The sequence below is a fragment of the Actinocorallia sp. B10E7 genome, from assembly GCF_039871655.1.
Lineage (GTDB): Bacteria > Actinomycetota > Actinomycetes > Streptosporangiales > Streptosporangiaceae > Actinocorallia.
Map to the genome: position 1 here is coordinate 15,726 of NZ_JBDPLZ010000016.1, position 21,509 is coordinate 37,234.

At 71.7% G+C, this 21,509-nt stretch carries 13 protein-coding genes; 7 read left to right on the forward strand and 6 right to left on the reverse strand.

Annotated features, from left to right (window positions below; genetic code table 11):
- Positions 1-10 precede the first annotated feature (10 nt).
- A complete protein-coding gene (locus ABGB12_RS33215) occupies positions 11-901 on the forward strand; it encodes an LLM class flavin-dependent oxidoreductase (RefSeq protein WP_347684192.1) in 891 nt (296 codons plus the stop codon).
- On the opposite strand, the gene ABGB12_RS33220 is transcribed toward ABGB12_RS33215, so the two are convergent.
- Positions 885-2,039 carry a hypothetical protein gene (locus ABGB12_RS33220; RefSeq protein ID WP_347684194.1) on the reverse strand — a complete coding sequence of 385 codons (1,155 nt, stop codon included), beginning with the start codon at positions 2,037-2,039 and terminating at the stop codon, positions 885-887. The genes ABGB12_RS33215 and ABGB12_RS33220 overlap by 17 nt on opposite strands.
- Positions 2,036-3,451: a hypothetical protein gene (locus tag ABGB12_RS33225; RefSeq protein ID WP_347684196.1), complete on the reverse strand. Its 1,416-nt coding sequence runs from the start codon at positions 3,449-3,451 to the stop codon at positions 2,036-2,038. Before ABGB12_RS33225 ends, ABGB12_RS33220 begins: the two co-directional genes overlap by 4 nt.
- A 303-nt stretch (positions 3,452-3,754) precedes the next feature.
- Between ABGB12_RS33225 and ABGB12_RS33230 the strand changes: the two genes are divergently transcribed.
- Positions 3,755-4,042 carry a GlsB/YeaQ/YmgE family stress response membrane protein gene (locus ABGB12_RS33230; RefSeq protein WP_347684198.1) on the forward strand — a complete coding sequence of 96 codons (288 nt, stop codon included), beginning with the start codon at positions 3,755-3,757 and terminating at the stop codon, positions 4,040-4,042.
- A 113-nt stretch (positions 4,043-4,155) separates the two neighbouring features.
- On the opposite strand, the gene ABGB12_RS33235 is transcribed toward ABGB12_RS33230, so the two are convergent.
- The 4 genes from ABGB12_RS33235 to ABGB12_RS33250 all read right to left on the reverse strand — a co-directional run bounded on the left by ABGB12_RS33235 (position 4,156) and on the right by ABGB12_RS33250 (position 8,483).
- Positions 4,156-5,316 carry a DUF5925 domain-containing protein gene (locus tag ABGB12_RS33235; RefSeq protein WP_347684200.1) on the reverse strand — a complete coding sequence of 387 codons (1,161 nt, stop codon included), beginning with the start codon at positions 5,314-5,316 and terminating at the stop codon, positions 4,156-4,158.
- A gap of 67 nt (positions 5,317-5,383) precedes the next feature.
- Positions 5,384-6,511 (reverse strand): sulfotransferase, encoded by a 1,128-nt coding sequence (locus ABGB12_RS33240; RefSeq protein ID WP_347684202.1) that lies wholly within the window; start codon positions 6,509-6,511, stop codon positions 5,384-5,386.
- Positions 6,512-6,528: 17 nt separating this feature from the next.
- On the reverse strand, positions 6,529-7,308 hold the full coding sequence (locus tag ABGB12_RS33245; protein ID WP_347684203.1) for an SDR family oxidoreductase: 780 nt from the start codon (positions 7,306-7,308) through the stop codon (positions 6,529-6,531).
- Positions 7,308-8,483, reverse strand: a complete 1,176-nt coding sequence (locus tag ABGB12_RS33250) for a hypothetical protein (protein ID WP_347684205.1) — start codon at positions 8,481-8,483, stop codon at positions 7,308-7,310. The genes ABGB12_RS33245 and ABGB12_RS33250 overlap by 1 nt, the downstream gene beginning before the upstream one ends.
- 89 nt (positions 8,484-8,572) lie before the next feature.
- Between ABGB12_RS33250 and ABGB12_RS33255 the strand changes: the two genes are divergently transcribed.
- The 5 genes from ABGB12_RS33255 (at position 8,573) to ABGB12_RS33275 (ending at position 21,362) form a co-directional block, all read left to right on the forward strand.
- Positions 8,573-9,487, forward strand: a complete 915-nt coding sequence (locus tag ABGB12_RS33255) for a helix-turn-helix domain-containing protein (RefSeq protein ID WP_347684207.1) — start codon at positions 8,573-8,575, stop codon at positions 9,485-9,487.
- A gap of 219 nt (positions 9,488-9,706) precedes the next feature.
- Positions 9,707-10,582: a DUF4132 domain-containing protein gene (locus tag ABGB12_RS33260; protein ID WP_347684209.1), complete on the forward strand. Its 876-nt coding sequence runs from the start codon at positions 9,707-9,709 to the stop codon at positions 10,580-10,582.
- Positions 10,579-15,453, forward strand: a complete 4,875-nt coding sequence (locus ABGB12_RS33265) for a DNA-binding protein (protein WP_347684211.1) — start codon at positions 10,579-10,581, stop codon at positions 15,451-15,453. Before ABGB12_RS33260 ends, ABGB12_RS33265 begins: the two co-directional genes overlap by 4 nt.
- A 171-nt stretch (positions 15,454-15,624) precedes the next feature.
- Entirely contained in the window at positions 15,625-16,506 is an 882-nt protein-coding gene (locus ABGB12_RS33270) for a DUF4132 domain-containing protein (RefSeq protein ID WP_347684212.1), read from the forward strand.
- A complete protein-coding gene (locus ABGB12_RS33275) occupies positions 16,503-21,362 on the forward strand; it encodes a DNA-binding protein (protein ID WP_347684214.1) in 4,860 nt (1,619 codons plus the stop codon). The genes ABGB12_RS33270 and ABGB12_RS33275 overlap by 4 nt, the downstream gene beginning before the upstream one ends.
- The last annotated feature ends 147 nt before the right edge of the window (positions 21,363-21,509 follow it).

The following is a 21,509-nucleotide window of genomic DNA, read 5'->3' on the forward strand; positions in this document are numbered from 1 at the left end:
CGTCGGGATGGTGAAGATTCGGATCGGGTATGCGCCGGGGGTTCGGGAGCCGCAGAGGGAGGACTTCGCCGCGCTGGTGACGGGGTTGGAGCGGCTCGGGTTCGACTCGTTGTGGGTGACGGAGAGGGCCACCGGGGTCGGCGGGGATCCGGTGGCGTTGCTGGCGTACGCGGGGGCGTTGACGTCGCGGATCAAGATGGGGACGGCGGTGATGACGCTGCCGGGGCGGCAGCCCGCGCTGCTGGCGCAGCAGCTCGCCACGGTCGACCGGCTGACGGGCGGGAGGCTGCTGCCGGCGTTCGGGCTCGGGCAGCGGCGGGAGGAGGAGCACCAGGCGTTCGGGGTGCGGCGCAACGAGCGGGTGGCGCTGTTCGAGGAGCTTCTGCCGTTGTTGCGGAGGTTCTGGGCGGAGGACGCCGTCACGCATCACGGGGCGCGGTTCCACTTCGAGGGAGTGAGCGTGTTGCCCAAGCCGGTCAGAGGAGGATTCGACGTCTGGATGGGCGGGAGTTCGCAGGCCGAGCTGAAACGGACGGGCCGACTGGCCGACGGGTGGCTCGCCGCTTTCGTGACCCCGGCCGAGGCGGCCGCGGGGCGGGAGACCATCGTCCGGGCGGCCGCCGAGGCGGGACGGGAGATCGACCCCGAGCATTTCGGTGCGACGATCCCCTACCGGAAGGGGGCGGACGTTCCCGAAGAACGCCTCGCCCGAGCCCGTGCCGTCCACGGTCCCGCGCCGCTGGACGAGCTCGTCCCCTCGCTGGACGGGTTGGAGGCTCACCTGCGGCGGTTCGTCGATGCCGGTATCTCCAAGTTCGTCCTGGCGCCCGTGCACAGCCCCGCCGACTGGGAGGCCGAGCTCAGCGAGGTCCGCGACGCGGCGCTCAGCCTCCAGACGTGAGGCGCCTCTGGGCGCGGTAGTGGTCGAGGACGTCCTGGCGGAGCAGATGGCCGAATCCGGCGGATTCGATGCGGCCGACGAGGGCGGGCATGCTCAGGTCGAGGGCCGCCGCGGTGTCGGCGAGGTTCCAGTCCGAGGCGGCCAGGCTGCTCAGGAGATGGCCCCGGCGGACCTGGTTCTCCGACAGGCGGAAGGTCTTCAGGTAGGCGAGGGTGCCGGAGGCGTCGGTGATGGTCTCGGCCAGGTGGTTCTCCCGGCGGCGCTCGAAGGACGGGAGGAGGCGGGACAGGCGGTAGGGGCCGAGGTCGCGGACGGCCTGACCGGTGTAGCGGCCGGAGAGGAGGGCGCCGGCCATGAGGTCGTCGTGGAAGCGGGCCCAGGCGTCCTGCTGGACGCGGACCTGGGCGCGGAGGTCGGCGAAGGAACGGATCCGGGTGTCGTCGAGTGAGGGACGGAAGTCCTGGACGGGGCCGCTGAGAATCGCGTAGTGGTAGATGAGCTCGCCGTACAGGTCGTGGACGAGGGTGGTGTGCAGGGCGCGGTAGTCGGCGGGATGAGGGACGACGAACGCGGCGGCCAGGGCGTCCGCCACATAGACGAGGATGCCGCACTGGCCGTGGTGGATCTCGAAGACGCGCAGGGCGTCCTCCAGGCCGGTGACGGCGGCGCCCGTGTACGCCTCTTCCACGCGCGGGGAGAGGCCTCGGGTCACGGCGCGGCGTGACCATTCCTCCCACATGATCTCTGGGCCGCCGAAGTGCAGCGCCAGGTAGCCCTCGAGGGAGAGGTGGAGCGGAAGGAAACGCAGGCGGTTGCGGTCCGTGCGGCGGGCCATGCGGCGGTGGAAGTGCAGCGGCATGCAGGCCGGCGGATGCTCGGGCCCGTCAGGGGCTCGTAGCTGGGTGCCGTACGCGGCGGCGGGAGTGCCGTCGGACGTCCAGGAGGCGACGAACCCGTGCGGGATGTAGGAGAAGTACGAGGTGCGGTCGTCGAGTTCCACGAGGCCGTACCCGCCGTGAACGCGGGCGTCCAGACGGAGGTCCGTGATGGGCTCGTCACGGACCAGCGGGACGAGCCGGACGCCACCCCACGCCTGCGCGGGAAGGGTGGAAAGGCCCTTCAACGAGAGGCCGGTCATGTCCTGTCCTCCAGGAAGTCCGAGACGCGGCGGGCCAGGTGGGCGCGCAGTTCGGGCAGCCCCGTGCGTCCTTCGGCGAAACCCGCCAGCTCCACCAGCGCGACGAGGTTCTCGGCGTCGCGGATCCCCGCCGTCGGGATGGAGGGGGACAGGCGGCGCACGTCGAAGTCGGCCGCGTCGTACACCGGGTTGAGATGGACGACGGCGCAGGCACGGGCCGGATCGAGCCGTGTGCGCCACACCCGCAGTACTTCTCCGGCGAGTCCGGGCGGCGAGTTGTCCCATCCGTCGGAGACGATGACGAGTCGCTCGGGGCCGGTCTCCAGCGCATCGAGGATGCGTTCGCCCAGCGGTGTGGCCCCGTACGGGCGGACCATGAGCGGGTCCCGCCGTCCCGACAGCCACAGCGGCGTGTACCGCGAGGCGAGCGCTTCCAGCAGGTAGTGGCAGGCCAGCGCCACCGCCAGCGGGCGGCGTCGCTTCTGCGCCGAACCGGAGGAGGAGAAACTGTCGTCCAGGACCGCGGTGACCGCTCCCCAGCTCCCCGTGAGCCCGCCCGCGCATCTGCGGGCGGCCGCGCGCAGCGCTCCGGTCAGCTCGTCGTGGCGGCGGGCCCGCTCGGCCGGCCCGAGGGCCAGCGCGTAGGACGCGAGCCGGGTCAGCGGCATCATCGAGAGATCGGCTTTCACCGCCTCCACCTTCGCTTCACGGCCCGACTCCTGCAACCGCAGCCGCTCCAGCCGGGTGAGCCTCGGTGCGATTCCCTCGAGAAAGGTGCTTCTCTTCACGCCGTGTTTCGCCGCGAAACCTTCCGCCACCGTGTAAGGCAATTGATAAATCGCGGTCTGCTCATAGTGCGCGCGCAGCCAGGAGTTCAGAATCGGTGTGGAGTAGGGGCCGCCGCGATACGGGTCGAAGAGGAAGGCTCCCAGTTCGCCCTGGGGGCGGAGATGGATGTGGCGCACGGCGCCCTTGAACCCGCTGCGGTACTTCACCGCCTCGAAGGCGGGGTCGGGCCGCCCCGCCAGCCAGTCGCGCATGATGGCCCTCGTCCGCCGGTTGTTCACCTTCGCCCGCCGCAGCTCCCGGAACAGCCGGTAGACACGCTGGGGCGGCAGCGTCTCCAGCTTCCGCGCGATGAGGCGGCCCTCGGCCCGAAGGTCCTTCGCCTCGCGCGCGGTGAGGAGGAGGTTGTGAATGATCAGTGCGGCGTTGTGGTCGTTGACGTCCAGGGCGAGAGCCGCGGCGTACAGGTCGCGGTAGTTGCCCAGGAGGTAGCGGTGCAGGAAGTCCAGTGAGAGCCCCTGCTCACCAACGCCGGAGTGGAATTCACGCTGTCCCGTCGAGGTGATGGCGGCGTTGACGAACAGCAGCACGTCCTCGGCCGCGACGAGGTCGGCCTCGTCCTCCATGGAGCCCTCCCGATGGCATGGGGCCGGCCGGGGAATGGGGGCGCGAACTGCGAAGCATCGCTTTACAGGCGGGTTCCGGGAGTCGCGCCGGAGTCCCGCGGCCGGCCGCTGAACGCTAGCACTCCAGCCGCCTTCGCTTCACCCGGATTACGCGCGGGGTTGCCAGGAATGGCGATCACCAAACGCCTCGTCCTGTCAAGTGATATAGATCTCTTTCTTATAAATTTCGCATCAACTCCTGGTGTTCGGGGCAAATGGAGGAATGTCAGCATCAAAACTTGAGTTCGCGTTCGGAGAGGCATAATGACCGTCACTGGAATCATCACCGCCATCATCATCGGCGCGATCGTCGGTATGCTCGGCCGCCTGGTCCTGCCCGGCCGCCAGTCCATCGGCGTGCTGCTGACCGTGGGCGTCGGCATCGTCGCAGCCCTGGTCGGCACCGTCCTCGCCCAGCAGGTCGGCGTCGCGACCACCGACGGCGTCGACTGGATCGAGCTCGCCTTCCAGGTGATCCTGGCCGCCGTGGGTGTCGGCATCGCCGCCTCCCTGACGGGCCGCGGCCACCGCACCCACCGCGGTCGCTACTGACGGTCCGTGCGACGCGCAGACCCCCAGGCGTCGGCGCATGAACCCGGCCGCTGACGCTGTACGGCGAGGCCCCGCGAACTCCGGAGCAGTCCGGAGAGCGGGGCCTCGCCGTTTCAGAGGTAGCAGCCCGTTGTGGGGAGGTCGGGGGCGGGCGGAGCCGTGGCGATCTGCTGCTCGGCCGCGGCCAGCGCGGTGAGATCGGCGAGGGTCGACCCCTCGGGCGCGATCCGGGCGCCGGGCGGGAGTGCGGCCCCGGAACGCTCGAGCCAGGCGGACGCCTCGTCCAGGGGGAGACGCCCGATCTCCAGCTGGGCCATGCACCGGCCGGGACGGATGACGGCCGGGTGGAGGCGAGAGAGATCCTCGTTCGTGGTGATGGCGATGAGGACATCGCGTCCCTGGCCGAGCATCCCGTCCGTCAGGTTGAGCAGCCGCGACAGGCCCTGCCCGGTGTTCTGCTTCGCCTCGACGCGGATAAGTTCGTCGCAGTCCTCCAGGAGGAGCATCCGCCAGCGGGGGGCGTCGTCGCCCCCGTCCGCGCCGACCGCGACGCTCATGAGGTAGCCGGGGTCGGCGAACAGCCGCTCGGGGTCGAGCAGGCAGTCGACCTGGCACCAGCCGGACCACTCCCGGGCCAGCGCCCGCAGCAGGGTGGTCTTGCCGGTTCCGGGCGGGCCGTGCAGCAGCAGGAGCCGCCCGGTCAGGTCCTGCGAGGTGAGCCGCATGAGCCGGTCCAGGGCCGGTACCGCCACGGACGGGTAGTTGCCGCGGATGTCCGGCCACGAGGGCGCGGAGATCGACCGTTCCCTGCGGACGGGGGAGCCGTTCATCCCGGCGTGCCAGAATCCCATCTCCACGCGGTTCTCGTCCTCGGGGGCGGGCTCGGCGGCGTCGCGTACCGCCTCCTCCAGCACGGAGGCCGCCAGTTCCCGGCTCGTCGCGGTGACCTCGACCTGCGCGGAGCCTCCCGGCCACCGGACCGCCCGCAGCGTGTACCCCTCCCCGACGGCCAGGACGGATCCGCCCCCGTCCTCTTCGGAGCTCCGCAACACGGTGGAGTCGGCGGGGCGGAGCGGCGCGTCGGCCCGCACCCGCTCCACCCGGGTGGATTTGGCGTACGGGTGCTCCCCGCGGATGAACCGCTGGAGCGCCAGCGCGTCGATGACGTCACGGGGGGAGTCGGCGTCGTCGACGTTCATCACCCAGGAGAGCTCCCGCTCGCCCTGGGGGAACTGGGCATCAAGAAGCCGGAGATTCCCCTGTGAACTGGACATGCTCCCGATGATCGCCCGCATGCGGCGGCCCGTCCAGCGGTTTTCCCGGCCCGCCCGCTCTGACGGGTTACACGGCGAAGCGTTCGTCGACCTCCTCGGGGGTGAGGCCGAAGTCCTCCAGCGAGTAGGTGTGGGAAGGACGGCCCGCCCCCGAGCCTGCTCCGGTGTGGAGGGCGGTCATCGCGGCGCGGGCCTCGGCGGTGAAGGGCAGGCCGAAGTGCGCGTAGACGCCTTCCACGGTGCCGAGGGGGTCGCGGACGAACGCGTCGTAGTCGACGTCATGGAAGCGGGACGGGTCGTGCCGGGCGCGTTCGGCCCGGAAGCTGTCCAGGCCACGGGCCCACAGGTCGAGCTGGGAGCGGCCGATGACCGGGCCTTCGAAAGCCGTGGACCAGCCGGACGTGCTGTGCGCGGCGAGGCTGCACATCGAGGCCATCGACGTGCGGGGGGAGCGGTGGGTCTGGACGATCATGGCGTCGGGGTAGACCTCCAGCAGGGCGTCCAGGGCGAAGAGGTGGCTGGGGTTCTTCAGCACCCAGCGCTTGCCGGCGTCGGGCATGCCGATGAGCTGGAGGTTGCGGCGGTGCCTGCGGTAGGCGGGGGTCCAGTCCTGGTCGGCGAGCCAGGCGGAGTAGGTCGGCAGGTGCGCCAGGCATTCGAAGGAGACGGAGCGGAACGACTGGCGTAGCAGCTGCCAGCATTCCTCCACCATGTCCGCTGACATGTAGTGCACGCCCATGAACTCGGGGTGCTTCACGTGGTGCCGTTCGTATCCGGCCTGGATGGCCTGGAAGAACGGGTTGTCCGGCCAGGTGTCGCGGGGCGGGCGGGGCTGGGGCATTTCGGCGAGCCACACCTCCAGGCCCTGGTGCGCGGGGTCGGCGGTGAGGAGCCGGTGCAGCGCGGTCGTGCCGGTGCGGGGCAGGCCGGTGACGAAGACGGGGCGTTCGACGGGGACGTCCGCGTACTCGGGGTGCTGCTTCCAGGCCTGCTCGGCCAGGAGGCGGGCGCCCAGCGAGCCGCGCAGCATGGCACGGGTCGCCTTGACCCCGAGCGGGGTGAGGGCTGCCTCCTTCTCATAGGAGTCCAGGAGGACGGCCAGGCCGTCACGGTAGTCGTCGTCCCCGAAGTCGGACAGGCCGGTGATCTTGGTGGCCGAGGCGTGGAGGTCCTCAGCGGTGCCTACGGTGCTCATCGGTGGGCCTCCAGGGGTCAGTGGTGGAATTCGCCGCAGTTGACGTCGAGGCACTGCCCGGTGATGGCGCGGGCGAGCGGGGAGAGCATGAACACCACGGTGTCGGCGATCTCGTCGGGTTCGGGGAGACGCCGCAGGTCGAGGTCCGCGGCGGTCTCCTCGTAGACCTGCCGGGTGGTGACGCCGCGTTCCCGGGCCAGATGCCGGAAGTAGAACTTCAGGTTGTCGGCCCAGATGTAGCCGGGCGCGACCGTGTTGACGCGGACGCCCCGCGGCCCGAGTTCGGTGGCGAGGCTCTGCGCGAGGGAGAGCAGCGCGGTCTTCGACATCTTGTACGTGCCGAATGTGCGCCGGGAGTGCCGCAGCACCGCCGAGTTGACCATGACGACGGAGCCGTCGCCGTGCTCGGCGAGCGCGGGTGCGAACAGCCGGGTCAACCGCAGCGCGGCGAGCACGTTCGTCTCGACGGAGGCGCGGATCGCGTCGAAGTCGACATCGCACAGATCGGTCAGCGGGGGGATCGCGAAGGCGTTGTTGACCAGGCCGTCCACCCGTCCGCACGACTCCAGCGCGGTGTCGAGCAGATTCCGGCAGGACTCCTCGTCCGTGATGTCCGTCTGGACGGTCACCGCGCGGCGGCCCAGCGCGGTGACCTCCTCGGCGACCTCGTCCAGCCGCTTCTGCGTGCGCGCCGCGAGCACGACGTCGGCTCCGGCGGCGGCGCACCGCACGGCCAGGCTCCGCCCCAGGCCCGGCCCGACGCCGGAGATGACGATGACCTTGTCCTTCAGGGGCATCAGCCGAGCATCCTTCGTGCGACGGAGGTCTGGCGTGCGGCGATCCGCGCGGCCCACTCGGCGGAGTCCACCCGCTGCTGCTCGTAGTAGGGCAGTTTCGGTAGCTCGTCGAACGGGACGATCTCGACCGTCGGGCCGTCCTCGGGGGTGAGCGCCCGGGTGAGCCGCTGCCAGCGGAACTGCAGGAAGCCGCGCCGGTGGCCGGTGCGCTCGATCCAGTTGGCCAGGCCGGGGTCGCGCTCGCTGACGACGTAGCGGATCATCCCGTCGGGGTCGATTCGCGCCTGGTCGGCGGTGAGGCTCGTCTGGTGGTTGATGTAGTCGAGCGAGACGTACCAGAGGCTGCCGAGCTGGAAGCCGAAGTAGGGCGCGAGGTCCTTGGCGGGGGCGGGCACCGTGATGACCAGCACCTGGTCGTCGTCCAGGTCGTAGTGCCCGACGGAGGAGTACTGCGTGGTGAGGCCGCCGGGCGTGGAGCGCGGCTCGGTCAGAGTGTTGACCGGAAGGTCCAGGTAATGCCATTCCCGGAAGGCGAGGAACGTCTTGATCCGGGAGACCAGGATCCGGCCCGCGACGGTGAAGCGTTTGGCGCTCAGCTCCTCCTTGGCGGGCGGGGGAGCGGAGCCGAGGGTGTCGGCGCGGTGGATGCGGATCTCGCCGCGGTCCTCGTTCGCCCAGTCGCTGTAGACCTCGCGGGCGATGAGCATCGACGAGCCGGGGCCGAGCGTGAAGTAGTTCGGCCCGGCGTCGGGCTTCTCCGGCCCGAACCGCACCTCGAACGTGCCGTCCGGCGCGATCTCGAGCTCGCGGTCGTCGAACGCGGTGAGGCTGTCGGGGGAGCTGGTGGGGCCGTAGTCGCCGTTCATCACCTGGAAGCTCAGGTCGGCGGTGGTGCCGCGGCGTCCCGTGACGACGTACTCGGCGTCGTCGCGGATGTAGGAGTGGAAGTAGAGCGTGTCGGGGTTGTCGAGCCCGAGCTTGCTGTACGGGCCGGTGGAGGCCACGAAGAACGGGAAGTCGCGTTCGTAGGCCCACGCCAGGTGCAGGGAGGCCTTGATGCTGCCGGCGAGGTAGTCGAGCCCCTCGGCCAGGTCCTGCTCGTTCTGGATGTGCGGGGCCGAGCGGATGATCCGCTCGGCTTCGGCGATCGCCTGGGCGAAGGACTCCGTTGCCACCCGATGCTCCCTCGATGTGCGGTACAAATATGTACCGCATCGGTAGATTTCTGGTGCTGTGAGAGTAGAACGTGTTCCAGGGAGGGTCAATGGCCACCGAACGGCGCTCGCCGCCCACCGCGCGGGTCGTGGCCGTGCTCGACCGGTTCACCTCGGCCGGCGGCCGCCGCTTCGGCCTGTCCGAACTCGCCCGGGACCTGGGCCTCAGCAAGCCCACCTGCCTGGGCATCCTCACCGAGCTGACCGCCGCGGGCTACCTGGTCCGCGACCCCCGCACCCTCTCCTACGGCCTCGGTCCCGCGCTCATCGCGGCGGGACGCGTCGCCCAGCGCGGCTTCGCCGCCGCCGACACCGCCCGCCGCCTCCTCGAACCGCTGGTGGAGCGCTACCGGACGGCCGCCACGGTCTCCGCGGTCGTCGACGACGAGATCATGGTCCTCGAGGCCCTCGCCGTCCCGGGGCTCACTCCGGCCCGTGTGGGGGAGCGCTACCCGTTCGCCCCGCCCAGCGGTCTGATGTACGTCCTGTGGGGCCGCGACGAGGAGTTCGAACGCTGGCTGGCCAAAGAGCCGACCCTCCCGGTGACCCTGGACCGCGAACGCCTGCGCGCCATCGTCACCGGCTGCCGCGCCGCGGGCTACCTCGTCGAGAGCCTCACCCCGGCGGGCATGCGCCTGTACTCCCTCCTGAACGACGCCGCCGCCCGCGACCTCCCCCCACAGGCCCGCGCTCTGATGGGCGAACTCCTGTCCGGCCTCGGTGAACGCGTCTACCTCGACGCCGAGCTGAACCCCGAGGTGAGCCACCCCGTCCACTTGATCGCCGCACCCGCCTACGACGCCGAAGGAGCCCAGGAGTTCGTCCTGGCCCTCCAGGTCGGCGCCTCCCTCACCGGCGCCGAGATCGCCCGCCGGGGGGCGGCGCTGGCCGAGGCCGCCGACGCCGTCACCACCGCTCTGGGCGGCCGCCTCCCCGCTCGTCCCGGCCGCCCGCCCGAAGAGTGATCCCGGCGTTCCGAGCGATGCGGTCCCACGGGTCCGCCGATTTTCGGATCTCCTAGGAAGACACTACTGTCTTTCAGTAGTTTGTCGGCGAACCTCGCCAGGTTCGTGAGCATTCATTGCAGCGAGGACAAGACGGACTCCTGCGCTCCTCGGCATCCCGGAACCGCGTCGCCCTCGGTCGCGCACTCTCCGGGCCGCGGACTTCTGGAGGTGGATCCTGTGGGTTGGCTGGCGGCGGGCGAGGGATACGAGATCGCCCTCGTGGACGGGAAGGTAGCGGCGCGAGCCATGTCGGGCCGGTCGTCGGGGCGGCGGCTGAAGACGCTGCCCAAGGCGCTGCGCGACCACCCGGAAGTGGAGAGGCTGCAGCGGTTCGCCGACTGGCTGGACCGGCACGCCGCCGCCTGCGCCGCCCAGGTCGACGCGTGGATGGTCTCCTCTCTGCCGGTACCGGTCAGGTTGCTGGGCAGGGTGTGGGCCGACGAGGCCTGGCGGGTGGCGCTGCGCGACCTTGTTGTCGTCGGCGCAGTCGGCGACGACCCCGACGAGCCCGGCTTCCTGCGGGACGTCGCCAGAACGGGCGAACTGCGCGTGGTGAACCTGGACGGCGAGACCGTGCGGATGTCCGCCGAGACGGTGACGTTCCCGCACCCCGTGCATCTGCCCGATCTGGAGGAGCTGCGCGAGTTCGCCGCCGAACTCGGAGTGACCCAGAAGGTCGAACAGGTCTACCGCGCCACCTGGCGCAAGCCCGCCGAGGCGGTGCCGACGGCCACCGCCGTCCACGAGTTCTCCGGCGGCAGGTATCCCTCCCGCTTCCGGATCACCGCCCGCGTCCAGTCCCTCGGCTACCGCGTCTCCGGCTGCTACGCCGTCTGCCGCGTACGGGACGGCGACCGGATGCTCGACGCCTCGTTGTGGATCGGAGATCCGTACTGGGACGACGAGAGCGAGACCGGCGAGCTGACCTGGCAGGACGCCGAAGGGCGGGCGGTGCGGCTCAGCACGGTCGGCCCCGTCGCCTGGTCGGAGGGAATGCGCATGGCCGCGGCACTGTACGCGGGCCGGACCCTCGGGGAAGGAGAGGCCGCGTGAGCGACGCGCAGAGGCTGCTGGCCGCCGGCGCCGTACTGCCGCCCGGCACCGAGGGCGCGGGCGAGAATGCCGTGCCGCTGACCGCCCGGACGTACCGGCATCCCGGTCTCGACGACCGCGTGGTGGTGCGCCTCGCGCCCGCCGAACTCGGCGAGGCCGAAGACCTGGCCGCGAACTTCCTCGGCCTGGAGATCGCGGAGGAACCGGAGGTCATCGGCGTCGGACGGCGTATCTCGATGGGCTTCCCCGAATGGGTTCTGGCGCACCATCCCGACGACGGACACCACGCCCTCGCCGTCGTCCCCGAGTTGGAGCGCATCGCCGAACGCGCGAAGAGCAAGCCGGCAGCCGCAGCCGCGGCGTTCGTGGAGCTGGCCGGACGCCTGGCGTCCTCGGTCCCGCACCTGCTGCCGACCTTCTACGAGCGCGTGGCCCGCGAGTTCCTCGCGGCCGAGAGCACCACCTACGCCGCGCAGATGTTCACCCGCGCCCGCGACGCCGAGGCCGAACACGGCCTGCCGATCGACGAGGAGCGGCACGACGCAGTCTTCCTGGAGTTCGCGCTCGCCGGAGTCCTCCAGGTCAAAACGCTTTCCGCCTATGCCGGAGGGATGTCCGCCCGCGTGCCCGCAGCCGAGGCGCTGCGCCGCTTCAGCCGCATGTGTGTGCGGCGCACCGCGGGCGGAGTGGTGCCGTCGGTGCGGACGACCACCGACCTGCGCCGACTCGCCAAGGCCGCAGGTGAGAACGTGCAGGCCGTCGAGCAGGAGTACCTCGCCGAGGTGCTGATCTTCCCCGCGACCGCCCGCGCCGCCGCGAACTGGTGGAAGACGCACCGTACGGCTCTGATCGCCCTGGCCAGGACGCGTCCGGAGATCCGCGGGCGGCTGCTGAACCTGATTCCGCAGGCCCGCGACGACTCGTCGCTGCCCGCCCTGTGGCTGGAGATCCTCGAGAAGTCCGGCGCGGCCACCGGGCTCTGCGACCCCGAGAGCGTGCCCGTGGAGGCCCGTCCGGAGGACGGGACCCTGGGCTGGCTGAAGCGTTTCCAGGAATTCTGGGCGATACGGCGGCATCTCGTTCCCACACCCGCCCTGTATCCGCTGGTCGAGCGCCTGGCGGACCGCTTGAAGACCGAGCTCGAGACTCTCGGCGAGGGCTATCCCGCTCCCGGGCAGATCGACTTGCTGGACCTGCTGCTCGCCCGGGGCGTGCCGGTGGCCGACCCGGACGACCGTCACTCGATGTCCCTGGAAATCTGGATCCGGGGAGAGGAACCCCGGGACCTGCTGGCACTCGCCGCCGACCCCCGCTTCCGCGCCTCCTTCCACCGCAACGCCGACGTACTGGCCCGCGGCGGGTACGCGCCGAGCTGCTTCCAGCGGCTGATCGACTCGCCCGGAGGCCGTTCGATGCTCGCCGACTGGGTGGCCACGATCGCCCGCAAGGCGATCGTCCCGGGTCTGCTCGCACAACCCGGCGGGCTGGAGCGGCTGGAGCGGATCCCCGGTCCCGTGCTCGCGCTGGCCGAGGACGAGGTCCGAGCGGCCACCGGCGCCGACCTCGCCCCGATCCTCGCACGGGCCCTGCGGGCGGGGATCTTCGCCGAGCTGGGCTGGCCCGCCTGGGAGGAGGCGCTGGCCGAACTGGGCGTCGAGCACCGGTACGGGACGACCATCGCCGACGCCTGGCCCTACCTGATCGTCGGGAACAGCACCCAGATCAGGGTGATCGGCGTCGAGGGCACCGTCCTCGTCCACGACCTGCTCATCCCGCTCGGGGACAAGGACCCCGGCTCCCCGGCCCTCGTCCGGTACGCGGACGGCGAGCTGCTCGTCTGCTGGCGGTCGTCGCGGCGGAACGACTGGCGCGGTTATCGGCACGGCTCCGCCGACCGCGTGCTCCCGATGGCGGATCAGATGAGCGGGCTCGCCCCTCTGCGCTGGTTCCGGATCGACACGGGCCGCACCGCGGCGCCGCCCGGAGGCGGACACGCCACCGGCGCCGGGCTGCCGGGCCCGGGGGCCGCCGTCCTGCCCGAATCCCGGCGGATCTTCAGTGATGGGACGTCGTACTGGGCGTGGCTCATCGGGGCCGACGGGCAAACGGACTGGTACGAGTACGACCCGAAGAACAGAGAGATCGGACGCCGCGGGGGCCCGGCCTTCTTCACAGACGCGACCCGCGATCTCCCCGAGGGAAGCACGCTCGTCGACGGCGTCCTGAGGCCCGCTCCCACCGAAGGCCCCAGCCCGGCGGGCGTCCCGGTGGACGGCCTGGAGGGCTGGCGGGTCGTACGCCTGCCCGACGGCTCCCACCGCGGCGAGGACCTCGCCGGGAACACCATCACCACCCCACCGGGCGTCTTTCCGTCCTTCGCCCTGTTCATGCCTGGTGATGACCGGCTTCGCGCGTTCCATGTGACCTTCTCCGCGGACTTCGGCGAGGTCGAGCTGATCGACCCCGACGGCGTCGTCACCGCCCGCGCGAGGACGGACCGTATGCGCAAGGAGTCCTCGCGGGAGGCGATCATGCCTCCGGTGCTGTACCGGCATGCCCTGCGTCCCCGCGACCCGCGCGGCTCGCGGGCGCTGCGCCGTATCGACCGGGACGCGGCCGCCGCCCTGATCAAGGCCGCACAGGCCTGCCGGACCTCCGATGATCTGGCCGAGGCCGTCCGCGCCATCGTCCCCGACCTCACGCACGAGGACGTGATCGTGGGCGTCGCCGAGACGGCACGGCTCGCGGCCCGGCGGCAGGGCGCCCTGAACGGGATCGTGCGGAAGCTGGAGGGCGCCCTCGCCCCGGAACCCGAACCCGAACGGGAGGTCTTCCCGGGGCCGTCCGACGCCGCGATCCGCCGCGTGCTCAGCGGTAACTACCAGGGCGTGTACTTCGACGAGAAAGTGAAGACGTTCTCCACCCTGCTCGAACTCATGCGCCGCGCCAAGGAGGGGTGGTTCCCGGCGCAGCCCTCCGACCTGCACATCTCGGGGATCGTGCTGCCCTATGTCCCTTTCGCGCCGCACGACCTGCTCGCCGCCCGGGCCTCCCTCGCCTACAGGGCGGTGTCGGCGCTCACCCTCTCCGAGGGGAGGGAGACGCTGAGCGCGCTGCTGAGGACGTTCGGTGAACTGGGCATGACCGGGGACGGGGAGGTGCGGGCCCGGTGGAGGCGACTCCGGCTGCGCCTCCCTGCGACGATCGTCGACGAGCTGCAGGGTCGGCCCGCGTGGCGGACGCTGCTCCCGCTGGAAGGCGGAGCCTTCCTGGCCTTCCTGAACCACGTCAAGGCCGCCGCGGACCTCGAGTTCTCCGTGCTCCTCCACGATCCGGCGGGCCGGTTCGAGGTGCCCTCCCGCTACGAGGTGGTCTCGTCCGAGCCGCTGACCGCTCCGGAGGACTCCTTCTCCCCGGCAGGGCTGCTGGCGGAGGCGGCCGAACGCGGCCCGGCGCCGTGGTTCCCCGAGGCGGCGGAGGAGCTCGCCCGGCTCGCCGGCGTCACCGTCACCATGGCGAAGCTGATCCTCGCCGCCCTGCCGAAGATCGGCAGCAGGGAGCGGGACCTCCTGCCACCGGAGGCGAAGGTCGCGCTCGGCTTGAAGGTCGCCGAGGCCGTCATCGCCAAGGAACGGCTCCGCTCGTTGGACGGGGGCTTCGCACACGCTCTCGTCGGCGCGCTCGTGCCCGCCGAGCCGTCCCGGTTGTGGACGGACGGCCCCGACGTGGCCGCGGCGGCCGAGGTGTGGATCGCCGAATTCGGCCGGCGTATGGCGGTGCCGGAGGCTCTGGAGGCAGAGGCGGCCAAGTCGGTGAACACCCGTTGGGGCGCGGCGAAGGCGCTGCCCGCACTGCTCGACCCCGCGTTCGACCCTCGGCTGAGCCGGGACCTGAAGTGGGTCGTGAGCGGCAACCGGATTCTTCCCGAGGATGAGAAAGAGCGAGGTCTCACCGCGGACGTCCTCGTCGGGTCCGTCGCGACGGCCGCCTGGCTCGCCCATCGGCTCCCCGCAGGGGATCCGATGCGAGAGCGCCTCCCCGCGGCTCTGGAAGCGGTCCGCGAACGGCTCGCCAACCCCGACCTGATGCTCCATCTCCCCTGGTACGTCGACCCCTCGGATTTCCGCAGGCTCGCGGGCCCTCCCAGCGAGGTGACGCCGGAGTACGAGCGCTTCGGGGCGGTCATCGTGCCGACCGGTGGTCACCGCACGCTCCCCGCCGTCAAGGCCTCGCTGCTCGACGAGGCGGGCGAGGACCCGTTCCTGTCCGTGCTGCGAGGCGGCTCCGCCGCACCCACCGGCCTCGAGACGGCGCTGCGCCTGACCAGGGACGAGCGGTTCGCGGCGCTGCTCTCGGATCCGGGCGGTCCGGTCGCGGGGGAGCGGAACGCCGACGGCACGTGGTGGCCGCAGGACCCGACCCGCTCCGTGCCCGATCTCGTCTGCGAAGTCGCGGACCGGTACGGCCTGAGCCCGGACGCGGCGGTCGTGTATCTGATGCTGCTGGCGATGCCGGATCCCACCGACCGCAACACCGCGGGGTGGACGGGCTGGAAGCCTGCTCGCCTCAAGGCGGCCCGAGCCGAACTGGCGGAGACGGACCTCGTCGTCGAGGCACGCCGTGCCAGGGCGAGCCGCTCCCTGTTCCTTCCGGGCGGCTGGGCCGTGCCGGGCACTCCGCATCCTCCGCAGGAGGAGTGGAAGCTCCCGCTGTACGACCTGTTCGGCGGTGCCGAACACAAGGCGCTGATCGGCGTCCTCGTGCCGGCCGAACCCGTCGCCGACCTGTACCGCAGGGCCTGGCGCCGGGTTCTCGAAGGTGATGTGCCGCGTTTCGTGGATCTGGAGGTCCGCCGGGGCCGCCGCCGCTGATCACTCCAGTTGATTCCGGTTTTTCAGCTGATTTGTCGGAGCATCCCGCTAAGTTCGTGATCACTGTCGCAGTGAGGGCGGGTCGGCCTCCTGCGTTCTTCGTCATCCCCTGGATCACGTCGTCCTCCGGCGTGCCTTCCCGGGGTCGTGGATTTGTGGAGGTGCGGCCCGATGGGCTGGTCAGCGGCGGGTGAGGGATACGAGATCTCCCTGGTGGACGGCAAGGTGGTGGCGCGCTCCGCGTCGGGACGCTCGGCGGGAAGGCAGCTGAAGACGCTGCCGAAGGCGCTGCGGGACCACCCCGAGGTGGAGCGGCTGCGGAGGTTCGCCGAATGGCTGGACCAGCACGCCGCCGCGTGCGTCGCGCAGGTCGACACGTGGATGGTCTCGTCGCTGCCGGTGCCCACCGGGCTGCTGGGCCGGGTCTGGCCCGACGAGGCCTGGCAGGTCGCGCTGCGCGACCTTGTCGTCGTCGGCGCAGTCGGCGACGACCCGGACGAGCCGGGCTTCCTGCGGGACGTCTCGGAGTCCGGGGAGTTGCGGGTGGTGAACCTGGACGGCGAGACGGTGCGGATCTCCGCCGAGACCGTGACGCTGCCGCACCCCGTCCTCCTGCCCGACCTGGACGACCTGCGCGAGTTCGCCGCCGAACTCGGGGTGACCCAGAAGGTCGAGCAGATCTACCGCGCCACCTGGAGCAGACCGGCCGAGGCGGACCTGGCGCCGAAGGCCACCGCGGTGAACGAGTTCTCCGGCGCGAGGTTCGCCTCGAGGTTCGCGCTGACGGCCCGCGCCGAGTCCCACGGCTACCGCGTGTCCGGCGGCTACGCCACCTGCGGGGTGCGCGACGGCGGCCAGAGGTTCGAGGCGTCCCTGTGGATCGGCGAACCGTACTGGGACGGCGGCGGCGAGACCGGCTCCCTGACCTGGAACGACAAGGACGGCAGGGCCCTGACGCTGCGGGAGGTCGGACCCGTGGCCTGGTCGGAGGGCATGCGGATGGGCGCGGCGCTGTACGCCGGCCGGATCGTGGAGAGGACCGAGGACAAATGAGCGACGCTTCCGAACTGCTGGCGGCCGGCGCCGTCCTCCCGCCCGGCACCGGGGACGCGGTGGAAGGGGCGGTCCTGCTGACCGCCCGCACCTACCGGCACCCGGCCCTGGACGACCGCGTGGTGGTGCGGCTGACGGCCGCCGACCTCGGACCGGGCGAGGACCAGGCCTCCAACTTCCTCGGGCTCGAGCGGATCACCGAGCCCGTGGAGGTCGGTTTCGGCCGGCGCACCGCGCTGGGCTTCCCCGAATGGGTACTGGTCCACCACCCCGATGACGGACACCACGCACTGGCCGTCATGCCCGAGATGAAGAAGATCGAACAGCGCGCGAAGAACAAGCCGAAGGCCGCGCTGGACGCCTTCCACGCCCTCGCCGGACGGCTCGCCTCGTCGGTGCCGCACCTGCTGCCGACCTACTACGAGCGTGCCGCCCGCGCCTTCCTCGCCATCGAGAACGCCGTCTACGCGACGCAGATGTTCACCCATGCCCGCAAGGCCGAGGCCGAACACGGGCTGCCGATCGACGACGAGCGGCATGACGCCGTCTTCCTGGAGTTCGCCCTCGCCGGGGCCCTGCCGGTGAAGGCCCTCTCCGGGTATGCCAAGGAACTGGCCGCCCGGGTCTCCGCCGAGGAGGCGCTGCGCCGTTTCACGCGGCTGTGCGTGCGGCGTACCGCGAGCGGGCTGCCGCCGTCGGCGCAGATGGCCGTGGAGTTGCGCCGCCTGGCCAGGGCCGCGGGTGAGAGCGCGGAGGCCGTCGAACACGCATACCTCACCGAACTGCTCGCCCTCCCGGCGACCAGACGCGCCGCAGCGGGCTGGTGGAAGTCGCACCGTGCGGCCCTGACGGACCTGGCCGGGCAGCGGCCGGAGGTGCGCGGAAGGCTGCTGAACACGATGCCGACCTCCGAAGACCGCGACTTCCCGGCCCTGTGGCTGGAGATCCTCGAGGAGTCCGGGGCCGTCGCGGAGCTCTGCGCGCCCGACGGGGCGCCCGAGGAAGCACGGTCGGAGGACGGTGGCGCGGGCTGGCTGAAGCGCTTCCTGGACTTCTGCGGTTCGGGATGGCGCCGGGCCCGTCCGCCCGCGCTCCTCCCGCTGGTGGAGCGCATGGCGGACCGGCTGCGGACCGAGCTCACCGCGAGCGGCGAAGGGTTCGTGATCCCCCGGCACCTCGACCTGCTGGACTTGCTGCTCGCCCTGGACGTCCCGGTGGCCGACCCCGACGAGTCCCACCGGCTGGACCTGGAGGAGTGGGCGAAGAACGAGGAACGGCGGGACCTGCGCGCCCTGGAGGCCGACGGCCGGTTCCGCCAGGCCTTCCACCGGGGCGCCGACTCCTTCTCCAACGACGAGGACGCCCGGCACGCGCTGCACGCCCTGGCCGAATCGCCGGGCGGTCGGCCCCTGCTGGTGGAGTGGGTCGGCGAGGTCGCCCGCCGGTCGACGGCCGCGGGACTGCCGGGCCTGCCCGACGCGATGCACAAGCTCGGCTGGCTGCCCGGCGAGGTGCTGGCGCTGAACGAGGAGTCCGTCCGCGCCGCGGTCACCCTGAGCCTGGCGCCGGTCCTGACCCGGTCCCTGCGGGCAGGGCTCTTCGACGAGCTGCACTGGCCCGCCTGGGAGGAGGCCGTCGCCGAGCTCGTCGCGGGCAAGAGCGTCACCGACATACTCGTCGCCGACGCCTGGCCGTACCTCATCGTCGCCGGTCCCACGCAAGCCCGGGTGCTCGGTCCCGAGGGCGCGGTGCTCACCCACGACCTGCGCATCCCCGCCGGCGACGGCGGCTCGGTCGGCTTCCGCTACGTGGACGGGGAGCTGCTCGTCTATTGGAACTCCTCGCAGCAGGGGAGGACCGTCGGCTACTGGCACACCGAAGCCGGTCAGCCGCGGCCCATGGAGGGCCACCTGCCCGCGGCGAAGAGCATGTACTGGTACACGAACCACCAGGAGATCACCCTTCCGTCGCCCGGTGGCGGCCACACGACCGGCGCCGGAGTGGTGCACCGCGGCGACACCGTGCTGCCCCCGCACCGTTCGGTCGCCACCGACGGGACGTCGTATTGGGTGTGGACCTCCAAGGAGGACGGCACCGGTCCGGGCTGGCACGAATACGACCCGGTGAGCGGCGAGCACGGCCGCGAGGGCATGCCGGGCTTCTTCACCGACGGCGTCCGGAAGGCGCCGGACTCCTCCTTCGCCTCCGGCTGGCTGCTGCCCGCTCCCGCGGAGGGGGTCACCCCCTCGGGCACCCCCGTGGACGGTCTGCTCGGCTGGCGGGTCGTGCGACTGCCCGACGGCACCCTGCGCTCAGAAGACCTCGCGGGGAACGGCATCACGACGCCGCGGGGCCTCGTCCCGTTCAGTGGCCTGTTCGTGCCCGGAGACGACCGGCCCCGGGCGGTGATCACCGGCTCCTACCGGCTCGAGCTGGCCGACGAGGACGGAGTCGTCACCGCCTTCGCCAAGACGGACGCCGTTCCGGGGGATTTCGCGGAGGGTACCGCGCTTCTGCCTCCCGTCCGGTACTGGCACTGGCTGAGGCCCCGTGACCCCCGCGGTTCGGAGGCGCTGCGCCGTATCGACCACGAGACCGCCTCGTCGCTGATCAAGGCGGTCGTGGCCGCGGGCGACGACGACCCGGCCGAGGCGATCCGCGCCCTGCTGCCGGAGGTCACGAACGAAGCGCTGATCGCCGGAGTGGCGGGAGTCGCGAAGTACGCCGCCGAACAGCAGAAGCTGCTGGACAGGGCGGCGGAACGCCTCGAAGCGGCGCTCACCCTTGACGTCGTCTCCGCGCAGGAGCCGACCGGCCCCTCCGACGGCCTGATCAAGGCGGCGTTGGAGAGCCTGTGCTACCGGCGGCACTCCCGGGCAGGGTTCTCCAGCCTTTTCGCCATGCTCCAGGTCATGGCGCGGGCCATGGCGGACGACACCGCCGCCGATCAGAGGGAGCTGCCCCGCCTCCACCTGGACGGGATCGAGCTCCCCCAGTCCTCCCTGGACCTCTGCGCTCTGCTCGACCTCCACGCGGCCGCTCTCTACCGGGCGGTGACGCCTTTCAACGACCCCGGGCAGCGGGAGACGCTGCGGGAGCTGCTGACGGCCTTCGCCGAGCTGGGCCTGGCCGCGAACGGGCGGCGGCCCGCCCGCTGGCGCTCGTTCGTGCTGAAACTGGACAAGGGGCTGCTCAGCACACCCGACGGCTCATGGCGGGACGGCCGCTGGATCGGGCTGCTTCCGCTGGGAGGCGGCGCCTTCCTAGCGGTCCTGGAGTACTCCCGATCGGACGACGGCGGGACGTTCACCACGCTGTTCCACGACCCGGCGGGCCTGTTCGAAGTCCCCGAGCCCTACACGGTGCTCTCCTCCGGCCCGGTCGCCATCGCGGAGTCCGCGGTTCCGCAGGACGTGTTCCTGACCGAGGCGGCCGAACGCGGCCCGGCGCCGTGGTTCCCCGAGGCGGCCGAGGAGTTCGCGCGGCTCACCGGCGTCACCTCGACCCTGGCCAGGCTGGTGGTCGCGGGCATGCCGTCGATCAACAAGTGGCAGCGCAACTTCCTGGAGCCCGGAGTGCGGGCGATGCTCGACGTCAAGGTCGCCGATGCCGCCTTCGCCAAGGACCGGCTCCACGGGCTGGACATCCGGTTCCGGTGCGAGCTGCTCGGCGCGCTGCTGCCCGCCGAACCGGCCCGCCTGTGGACCGACGGTCCCGACGCCGCGGCGGCGGCCGAGGTGTGGAACGCCGAGTTCGGCAGGCGGGTGGCCGTGCCCGATGTCCTGCTGGCCGAGGCCGCCAAGGCGGTGCGCACGGGCTGGGACGCCGCCGAAGCGCTGCCCGCCCTGCTCGATCCGGCTTCCGAACCGCAGCTGAGCCTGGACTCCAGGTGGGTCGTGCGCGGGGACAAGGCCGTCCCCGAGGACGACAAGGCCCGAGGCTTCACCGCGGTGACCCTCCGCGCCTCCGTCGCGATGACCGCCTGGCTCGCCCACCGCCTCCCCGCCGGGGATCCGCTGCGCGACCGCCTTCCCGCGGCCCTCGCCGCGGTCCGGGCCAGGCTCGCCAACCCCGACCTGATGCTCGTCGCCGACCGGTACGTCAACCTTCCCGGTTTCCGCAAGCTGGCCGGCGCTCCGACCGAGGTCGGGCAGGGTTTCGAGCGGTACGGCGCGGTCGTCATGGCCACCCACGACGACCTGCCCTACCCGGCGGTCCGGACGGCCCTGCTGGACGAGGACGGCTCCGACCCCTACCTGGCCGTGCTGCGCGGCGACCTCCCCGAACTCGCGTCCCTGGAACTCCCCTGGCAGACCGCCCTGAACGCCACTTTCGCGGCGCTCTTGGCGGACCCGGGCGACCCGGCGGCGGGGGAGCGGGCCGCCGACGGCACGTGGTGGCCGCAGGACCCGTCCCGGTCGGTGCCGGATCTCGTCGCCGAGGCCGGGGAGCGGTACGGGCTCGGCGCGGACGCCGCCACCGTCTACCTGATGCTGCTGGCCATGCCGGATCCCACCGACAAGAACACCGCGAGGTGGACGGGCTGGAAGCCGGCCAGGATCAAGGCGGCCCGCGCCGAACTGGCCGCGACGGACCTGGTCGTCGAGGCCCACCGCTCCCGGGCGGGCCGCTCCCTGTTCCTCCCGGGCGGCTGGAGCGAGCTGAAGACGCCCCACCTGCCGATGGAGGAGTGGAAGCTCCCGCTCTACGGCCTGGCGGCTGCGACGACGCGTCCCCCGCTTGGCGTCGTCGTCCCCTTCGAGCCCGTCGCGGATCTGTACCGCAGGGCGTGGCGGCGGATCGTCGAAGACGACATGCCCCGCTTCGCATCCTTGGAGGTCCGTCGCCGGCGCTGATCCACCGAGACGGCCGAGGCGGGCTCCCGCTCGCCTCGGCCGTGCTCTGCGATTCCAGATCAGGAACGCGAGGCGTTCCGGTGGTACGGCGCCTGTCCTCTGCGCTTTCGGCGAGACGGTGACCGAAGGCCCTGGACATGGGCTGGA

What these genes read in the sequence shown, in the direction of transcription:
- ABGB12_RS33275 (WP_347684214.1), top strand. Translation starts at nt 16,503, where the DNA reads ATGAGCGACGCTTCCGAACTGCTGGCGGCCGGCGCCGTCCTCCCGCCC.
- ABGB12_RS33240 (WP_347684202.1), bottom strand. Translation starts at nt 6,511, where the DNA reads ATGAGCACCGTAGGCACCGCTGAGGACCTCCACGCCTCGGCCACCAAG.
- ABGB12_RS33235 (WP_347684200.1), bottom strand. Translation starts at nt 5,316, where the DNA reads ATGTCCAGTTCACAGGGGAATCTCCGGCTTCTTGATGCCCAGTTCCCC.
- ABGB12_RS33220 (WP_347684194.1), bottom strand. Translation starts at nt 2,039, where the DNA reads ATGACCGGCCTCTCGTTGAAGGGCCTTTCCACCCTTCCCGCGCAGGCG.
- ABGB12_RS33245 (WP_347684203.1), bottom strand. Translation starts at nt 7,308, where the DNA reads ATGCCCCTGAAGGACAAGGTCATCGTCATCTCCGGCGTCGGGCCGGGC.
- ABGB12_RS33225 (WP_347684196.1), bottom strand. Translation starts at nt 3,451, where the DNA reads ATGGAGGACGAGGCCGACCTCGTCGCGGCCGAGGACGTGCTGCTGTTC.
- ABGB12_RS33230 (WP_347684198.1), top strand. Translation starts at nt 3,755, where the DNA reads ATGACCGTCACTGGAATCATCACCGCCATCATCATCGGCGCGATCGTC.
- ABGB12_RS33270 (WP_347684212.1), top strand. Translation starts at nt 15,625, where the DNA reads ATGGGCTGGTCAGCGGCGGGTGAGGGATACGAGATCTCCCTGGTGGAC.
- ABGB12_RS33255 (WP_347684207.1), top strand. Translation starts at nt 8,573, where the DNA reads ATGGCCACCGAACGGCGCTCGCCGCCCACCGCGCGGGTCGTGGCCGTG.